At 65.7% G+C, this 7,467-nt stretch carries 6 protein-coding genes; 3 read left to right on the top strand and 3 right to left on the bottom strand.

Annotated features, from left to right (window positions below; genetic code table 11):
• Positions 1 to 68 precede the first annotated feature (68 nt).
• Together ABIB25_RS26570 and ABIB25_RS26565 are read right to left on the bottom strand one after the other, a co-directional pair.
• Positions 69 to 683 carry an MFS transporter gene (locus ABIB25_RS26570; protein WP_354531534.1) on the bottom strand — a complete coding sequence of 205 codons (615 nt, stop codon included), beginning with the start codon at positions 681 to 683 and terminating at the stop codon, positions 69 to 71.
• Complete coding sequence (locus tag ABIB25_RS26565; RefSeq protein ID WP_354531533.1) at positions 683 to 2,491, bottom strand: glycoside hydrolase family 15 protein; 1,809 nt, start codon at positions 2,489 to 2,491, stop codon at positions 683 to 685. Before ABIB25_RS26565 ends, ABIB25_RS26570 begins: the two co-directional genes overlap by 1 nt.
• A 191-nt stretch (positions 2,492 to 2,682) precedes the next feature.
• Here ABIB25_RS26565 and ABIB25_RS26560 point away from each other — a divergent pair, with 191 nt between their 5' ends.
• Genes ABIB25_RS26560 through ABIB25_RS26550 form a run of 3 tightly spaced genes read left to right on the top strand, consistent with a single transcriptional unit; the run spans position 2,683 to position 5,560 of the window.
• Complete coding sequence (locus ABIB25_RS26560) at positions 2,683 to 3,450, top strand: SDR family NAD(P)-dependent oxidoreductase (protein WP_354531532.1); 768 nt, start codon at positions 2,683 to 2,685, stop codon at positions 3,448 to 3,450.
• Positions 3,447 to 5,078, top strand: a complete 1,632-nt coding sequence (locus ABIB25_RS26555) for a GMC oxidoreductase (RefSeq protein ID WP_354531531.1) — start codon at positions 3,447 to 3,449, stop codon at positions 5,076 to 5,078. Before ABIB25_RS26560 ends, ABIB25_RS26555 begins: the two co-directional genes overlap by 4 nt.
• A complete protein-coding gene (locus ABIB25_RS26550) occupies positions 5,075 to 5,560 on the top strand; it encodes a hypothetical protein (protein ID WP_354531530.1) in 486 nt (161 codons plus the stop codon). The genes ABIB25_RS26555 and ABIB25_RS26550 overlap by 4 nt, the downstream gene beginning before the upstream one ends.
• Before the next feature lie 8 nt (positions 5,561 to 5,568).
• Here the strand turns inward: ABIB25_RS26550 and ctaD are convergent, their stop codons facing one another.
• Positions 5,569 to 7,296 carry an aa3-type cytochrome oxidase subunit I gene (gene ctaD, locus ABIB25_RS26545; protein WP_354531529.1) on the bottom strand — a complete coding sequence of 576 codons (1,728 nt, stop codon included), beginning with the start codon at positions 7,294 to 7,296 and terminating at the stop codon, positions 5,569 to 5,571.
• Between the last annotated feature and the right edge of the window lie 171 nt (positions 7,297 to 7,467).

The following is a 7,467-nucleotide window of genomic DNA, read 5'->3' as shown; positions in this document are numbered from 1 at the left end:
CAGATCATCACCCATCCCCGCAGGATCGGTCCAACCCAACATTCACCTGCGAAGACACGCCGACAAGATCAAAATAACCGCGACTGTAGTACTAGCGGCAGGCGACGGCTGACGGTCAGTAATGCCAGCAGCAGGGCGATGATCAGTAGGGGCAGTCCCCACCAGAATCCGAGTCCGACGAACAGTGCGGTGAATGCCGGGGCCAATGCGGTGCCCAGCCCCAGCAGGGCGTTGAGCAGCAGTACCGCCCGATCAGCCGCGCCGGGTCGTAATCCGGCGACCAGGATGTTCAGGGCCGGTACGGTCAGGCCGAATCCGGCGCCCAGGAAAGCGGTCGCCACCAGCAGGAGCATGTACGCCGCGCCGCGATCGGCGACCAGGAGTTGGCTGCCGGCCAGTAGCGCCATCGCCGCGAGGTCGGCGAGCAGACCGGCTCGGTAGATCCTCTTGATGCCGAACTTGCGGGTCAGGGCGCCGCCGATCAGCGACGCGGTGATCGCGGTCAGTACCTGGGGGGCGAACAGGAATCCATACTGCGAGGCCGAGAATCCGAAACCTTCACTGGAGAGCAGGATCTGGGACGCGGCCGGAAAAGCGACCAACGCGATGCCCTGAGCTAATCCGGAGGCCAGGACGGTCGGTAGCTCCGACCCGGGGGTGGTTCCTGGTTGCGGTGGGCCCATCAGCGGGCGGTGGGCGCGGCGGCGGGGACCTGGTTGCTGGGGTGGGCTTTTCCGGCGTGCAGGTTGAGTGCGCTGACTACCAGGGGGAAGTGGCTGAACGCTTGCGGGGTGTTGCCCAGCTGCCGGTGCGCTTTGGGGTCCCATTCCTCCGAGAGGAGGCCGACGTCGTTGCGCAGCGTCAGCAGTCGGACGAAAAGTGCTTCGGCATCATCGACCCGGCCCGCGCTGTGCAGGGCGTCGACGAGCCAGAAGGAGCAGGCCAGGAAGAGCCCTTCACCGCCGGTGAGGCCGTCGCCGGAGTTCCCGGTCTGGTAGCGCTTGACGAAGCCGTCCTCGGTGAGATCCTGCTGGATCGCGGTGATCGTGCCCTGTACCCGCGGGTCGGTGCCCGGTAGGAATCCCACCCGCGGGATCATCAGCACGCTTGCATCCAGGGCGGTGGATCCGTAGGCCTGCACGAAGGTGTTCTTGTCGGCGTTGAATCCGTGGGTCAGCACATCGGCGTGGATGGTGTCGCGGAGCGCCTCCCACCGCCCGACCGGCCCGTCGAGGTCATGGGTGCGGACGGCGCGGCTCATCCGGTCGGCCGCGACCCAGGCCATCACCTTGGAATGGGTGAAATGCTGCCGGGCGCCGCGCATCTCCCACAATCCATTGTCCGGCTGCTGCCAGTTGCCCTCCAGGTGATTCATCAGTGCGACCTGCATGTCCCAGGCGTCGTCGGTGGTGGCGATTCCGGCGTCGCGGGCCAGGGCGAGCCCATCGAGGGTTTCGCCCCAGACGTCCAGCTGGAGTTGGTCGGAGGCGGCGTTGCCGGTGCGGACTGGATGGGAGTTCTCGTAGCCGGCCAGCCAGGGGAGTTCGGCCTCGGGAAGCCGGCGGGTGCCGTCGATGCTGTACATGATCTGCAGGGCGTCGGGGTTGCCGGCGATGGCCCGCAACAACCATTCCCGCCAGGCTTTGGCCTCGTCCAGGTAACCGGCGGCCAGCAGGGCCTGCAGCGTGTAGGTGGAGTCCCGGAGCCAGCAGTAGCGGTAGTCCCAGTTGCGGGGTCCGCCGATCTGCTCGGGCAGCGAAGTGGTCGGCGCTGCGACTATTCCGCCGGTGGGCTGGTAGGTCATCGCCTTGAGGGTGAGCAGTGACCGCTTGATGGCGTCCCGGTGCGGCCCGGCGATCGGGGTACCCCGATCCGACCAGTCCGTCCAGAATTTCAGGGTGTCGGCCAGCGCCCGTTCGGCGTCGACAGGTTTCGGTGCGGGTAGGTGGCTGGGACTCCAGGTCAGCACGAACGGCACCCGATCACCGGGCCGTACGGTGAAATCGGACAGTGTGGACCAGTTTTCGCCTCTGGTGGGGATCGGGGTGCGCAGGCGCACCGCATCGGGCCCGGCGATCGCCTCCATCCGGTCGTGGTGATGACGGACCCACGGCACCACGTGCCCGTAGTCGAACCGCAGGCGCAACTCTGAGCGCATCGGCACGGCGCCACTGACACCGCAGACGATGCGCACGACGTCCGGCGCATGCCCGCGGGGCGGCATGAAGTCGAGCACTTTCACGCTTCCCTCGTCGGTGGTCCAGAGCGTCTCCAGCACCAGCGTGTCGTCCTGATATCGCCGCGACGTGCACGTCCCTCCGCCGGCGGGGGCGATCCTCCAGTGGCCGGCCTCGGGAGTGTCCACCAGCGCTGCAAAACATGCCGGCGAGTCGAACCGCGGAAAGCACAACCAGTCGATGGATCCGGTGGTGCTCACCAGCGCGGCGGTCTGGAGATCACCGAGCAGGGCGTAGTCCTCGATGCGCGTCATCCCGTCACTATGGCATCAGGTGCCTCGGGGCTACCATCCGCAGGAATTCACCGAAAATTAGCGTCGGAAAGGGTTTGGCCTGGTTTCATCCGGACCACACATCAGGTGGACTATTCATGACGTGGACCACCGAACCATCGCAGGCGCGCTGTGCTCGGTTCCGCCGCTCTCTTTGCCAGCAGGAGGATCCGATGTTGCTCGACGGAAAGTCGATGGTCGTCACGGGGGGAAACAGCGGCATCGGTGAGGCGATCGTTCTTGCCGCTGCCGCCGAGGGCGCGAACATGGTGATCGACTACGTGGCCCATCCCGAAGAGGTGGCGACGCTGATCAGCAGGATCGAGAGCGCCGGTGGCCATGCCGTCGGGGTCCAGGCCGACGTCAGCAAGGTGGCCGACCTGCACACCATGATCGACAAGGCGGTGCAGACCTACGGCCGGTTGGACGTACTGGTGAACAACGCCGGTGTGGAGACCCGCACGTCGCTGATGGACACCACCGAGGCGGATTTCGACAAGGTGATCGCGATCAACCTCAAGAGCGCCTTCTTCGGCACCCAGTTGGCTGCGAAGCAGTTCCTGGCCCAGGGCAGCGGCGGTCTGGTCCTGAACATCTCCTCGGTCCACGAGGACTGGCCGATGCCGGGCAACATCGCCTACTGCGTGTCCAAGGGCGGCACCAGGATGCTGACCCGCACCGCCGGAGTCGAGTTGGGCCCGCACAACATCCGCGTTGTCAACATCGCACCCGGGGCGGTCAACACCCCGATCAACACCTCCACCGAGAACGACCCGGCCAAGCTGAAATCGCTGGACGCCGCGATACCGCTGGGCCGGATGGCGCTACCGGGTGAGATCGCCGACGTCGTCGTGTTTCTGGCCTCGGGCAAGGCCGGCTACATGACCGCCACCACCGTCGTCATCGACGGCGGCATCATGCAGGGCAGTGTCGGACTGTGACCACCTCACCCGCGGCCAGCTCCCACTCGACGGGCACGGCACCGGCCGGCTCGGACCACTACGACGTCATCGTCATCGGTAGCGGCCCCGGCGGCGGTACCACCGCGGCCGCCCTGGCGGCCACCGGCAAGCGAATCCTGCTGCTGGAACGAGGCGACTACCTCCCCCGCGAGCGCGACAACTGGGAATCAGAAGCGGTTTTCGGCAAGGGAAAGTATGTCGCGGACGAGACCTTCTACGACATCGACGACAACACCTTCCAGCCCGAGCTGCATTATTTCGTCGGCGGCAACTCCAAGGTCTATGGGGCGGCGCTGTTCCGGCTCGCCCCGCACGATTTCGGCGACGTCCGCCACCCCGGCGGCATCGCCCCGGCCTGGCCCCTGAGCTACGACGATCTCGAGCCCTACTACGTGAAGGCCGAACACCTCTACTGGGTACACGGCAAGCACGGGGAGGACCCGTTCGCCGGAGCGTCGAGCCACGACTACGCGTTCGCCCCCGTGAAGCACGCGCCGCGGATCCAGGAACTGTCCGACGGCCTGGAAAAACTGGGCCTGCACCCGTTCCACCTGCCGATCGGGGTGGACCTCACCCAGGACGCCAACGGCGACGCGACGCCGGAGTCCAAGTGCATCCGCTGCAACCGCGTCGACGGCTTTCCCTGTCTGGTCGGCGCCAAGGCCGACAGCGAGTGGGCGGTCATCCGGCCGGCATTGGTGGCGCACCCCAACCTGACGATGATGACCAAGGCGAAGGTCGACAAACTGCTGACCGACGCCTCGGGCAAGACGGTCACCGGTGTGGTGACCACCATGTCCGACGGCACTGCCACCACCTTCACCGCCGACATCGTGGTGCTGTCAGCGGGTTCCATCATGTCCTCGGTCCTGCTGCTGCAATCCGCCAACGACGCCCACCCCACCGGTCTGGGCAACTCCTCCGACGTCGTCGGCCGCCACTACATGCGGCACAACAACCTCGCACTGATGGCCTTCTCCAAGGACCCGAACCCGACGATCTTCCAGAAAACGCTGTCCCTCAACGACTTCTACAGACCCAGCGCGGCGTGGGAATACCCGATGGGCAACATCCAGATGCTCGGCAAGTCCGACGACTGGCAGGTCAAAGCCCAGGCCCCCAAGGGCCTGGGCTGGGCGCCCAACCTGGCCTACGGCATCGTCGCGAACCACTCCATCGACTTCTGGCTCGCCAGCGAAGACCTGCCGTTGCCCGACAGCCGGGTGACCCTGCGGCCGGACGGCACCGTCAAATTAGCGGTCCAGCCGGACAACAACAGCGAAGGTCTGAGCCGGCTGCGGCACACCTTCGACTCGATGCTGGGCGATCTGCACCTGCAGTCCAAGTCGTTCGAACGCAGCCTGTATCTGCACAAGGCGATGGACGTCTCGGCCACCGCACATCAGGCCGGCACCATCCGGTTCGGCACCGATCCTGCGACTTCCGCGCTGGACATCAACTGCAAAGCCCACGACGTCGACAACCTCTACGTCATCGACGGCAGCTTCATGCCCTCCATCGGAGCCGTCAACCCCACCCTGACGATCATCGCCAACGCCCTACGTGTCGCCGCCCACATCGCCGACCGACTCGGCGCCACCTCGTGACGCGTCCCGCCCAGACGGTCGGCTCACTTGGGGCCGGCCTGCTGGCCGGGCTGGTCGGCACCACTTTCATGACCGCCACCCTGTGGGCCGAGAGACGGCTCCGCCGGAACCTGACCCGGCCAGTGGACTACGACGCCAGCAGCCACGTCGTCACCGCCGCAGCCACTGTTCTGCACTGGTCACCAGCCACCGACAGGCAGCGACGGGGGCTATTCCTGCTGGTGCACTGGGGATACGGATCAGCAACCGGAATGCTGTTCCCGGTGCTGCGCCGAGCGACCGGCAACCCCCGCGTCGCTGCGATCGTGTTCTATCTCAGCTGCCAGACCATGGCGATGGTCCTGTTTTCCACCGCCGGGAAAACCCCGCCGCCGTGGCGTTGGCGAACCGACACGTTGGCATCTTCCTTGGCCCAGCATGCGGTCTATGCGGTGACCGTCGCCGCGACGCAGAATCGTCTCGATCCGGCCGGGCGGTCCTGAGCTGCGGATCAGATCTTGAGGTGCTCGCTCTGCTCCAGCTCGTGCAACGCCTTCCAGCTCCGGTCCGGATGAGCCTCCGCCCGCATCCGCTCCAGCATGTGCGGGTGGTGCAGTTCGAACGCCGGCCGCTCGGAACGGATCCGCGGCAGGGAGGTGAAGTTGTGGCGGGGCGGCGGTGAACTTGTCGCCCACTCCAAGGAGTTGCCGTATCCCCACGGGTCGTCGGCGGTGGTCACCTCGCCGTACCGCAGGCTGCGGATGACGTTCCACAGGAACGGCAGGGTGGAGGCGCCGAGGATGAACGCGCCGATGGTGGAGATCGTGTTGAGGGTGGTGAACCCGTCGCTGGGGAGGTAGTCGGCGTAGCGGCGGGGCATCCCCATCTCGCCGAGCCAGTGCTGCACCAGGAACGTCAGGTGGAAACCGAAGAACGTGGTCCAAAAGTGCAGCTTGCCGAGCCGTTCGTCCAGGAACCGGCCGGTCATCTTCGGGAACCAGAAGTAGATCCCGGCGTAGGTGGCGAACGCGATGGTGCCGAACAGGACGTAGTGGAAGTGGGCTACCACGAAGTAGGTGTCCGAGACGTGGAAGTCCAGAGCCGGGGCGGCCAGGATAACCCCGGTCAACCCGCCGGCCAGGAAGGTGACCAGAAACCCTGCGGCGAACAGCATGGGGGTTTCGAAGGTGATCTGTCCCTTCCACAGCGTGGCGATCCAGTTGAAGAATTTGATGCCCGTCGGGACGGCGATCATGAAGCTCATGAAGCTGAAGAAGGGGAGCAACACCGCGCCGGTGGCGAACATGTGGTGCGCCCAGACGGCGGTGGCCAACGCGCCGATGCCCAGTGAGGCGTAGACCAGGCCGCGGTAGCCGAAGACAGGTTTGCGGGCGAACACCGGGAAGATCTCGGTGACGATCCCGAAGAACGGCAACGCCACGATGTAGACCTCCGGGTGACCGAAGAACCAGAACAGGTGCTGCCACAAGATCGCGCCGCCGTTGGCGGGGTCGAACACGTGGGACCCGAAGTGCCGGTCGGCGGCCAGACCCAGCAGGGCGGCGGTCAGCACCGGGAACGCGATGAGGATGAGGATGGAGGTCACCAAGATCTCCCAGACGAAGATCGAGCACCGCCACATCGTCATCCCCGGCGCACGCAGGCAGACGATGGTGGTGATCATGTTGACCGCGCCCAGGATGGTGCCCAGACCAGACAGGACCAGGCCCATGATCCACAGATCCCCGCCGACTCCGGGGGAGTTCACCGAGTTGGATAGCGGCGCGTATCCGGTCCAGCCGAACGCTGCCGCCCCACCGGGGGTCGCGAAACCACCGACGACGATGATCGCCCCGAACAGGTACAGCCAGTAGGAGAAGGCGTTCAACCGAGGGAACGCAACGTCGGGGGCGCCGATCTGCAGCGGCACCAGGAAGTTGGCGAACCCGAACACGATAGGAGTGGCATACAGCAGCAGCATGATCGTGCCGTGCATGGTGAACAACTCGTTGTACTGCTCATTGGATAAGAACTGCATCCCCGGGCGGGCCAACTCCGCCCGCATGATCAGCGCCAAAACACCGCCGGTCAGGAAGAACACGAATGCCGTCGCGATGTACATCTTCCCGAGCACCTTCGGATCGGTCGTCCGCAGGTACCCGACCAGCGCCACCCCCGGGCGGGCCCTGGCCACGGGATACGGGCGCCCAGGTTGAATCTTCGGTTCCGCAACTGTCATCAGGGGTTCTCCTTACGCCGGGCTGCTGGGCCCAGCTCGCCGAACGCGGTTCCTCGGATCTGGACTCTAGGGCCAGGTTCACCAGATTTACAGAAGTTCAAACTGGGTGGACCGAACGGGACCCGGCGCCGACAGCCGTCGTTGTACAGGGTGAGCGCCGCATACTTTGCC

It is taken from the genome of Nakamurella sp. UYEF19 (assembly GCF_040546275.1).
Lineage (GTDB): Bacteria > Actinomycetota > Actinomycetes > Mycobacteriales > Nakamurellaceae > Nakamurella.
Note: the sequence above shows the minus strand (reverse complement) of the source record. Positions and strands in the feature narration are given on the sequence as shown.

Bases quoted from the DNA above. Each gene is read 5' to 3' on its own strand.
- ABIB25_RS26570 (WP_354531534.1), bottom strand. From the start codon at position 683: ATGGGCCCACCGCAACCAGGAACCACCCCCGGGTCGGAGCTACCGACC.
- ABIB25_RS26565 (WP_354531533.1), bottom strand. From the start codon at position 2,491: ATGACGCGCATCGAGGACTACGCCCTGCTCGGTGATCTCCAGACCGCC.
- ctaD (WP_354531529.1), bottom strand. From the start codon at position 7,296: ATGACAGTTGCGGAACCGAAGATTCAACCTGGGCGCCCGTATCCCGTG.
- ABIB25_RS26560 (WP_354531532.1), top strand. From the start codon at position 2,683: ATGTTGCTCGACGGAAAGTCGATGGTCGTCACGGGGGGAAACAGCGGC.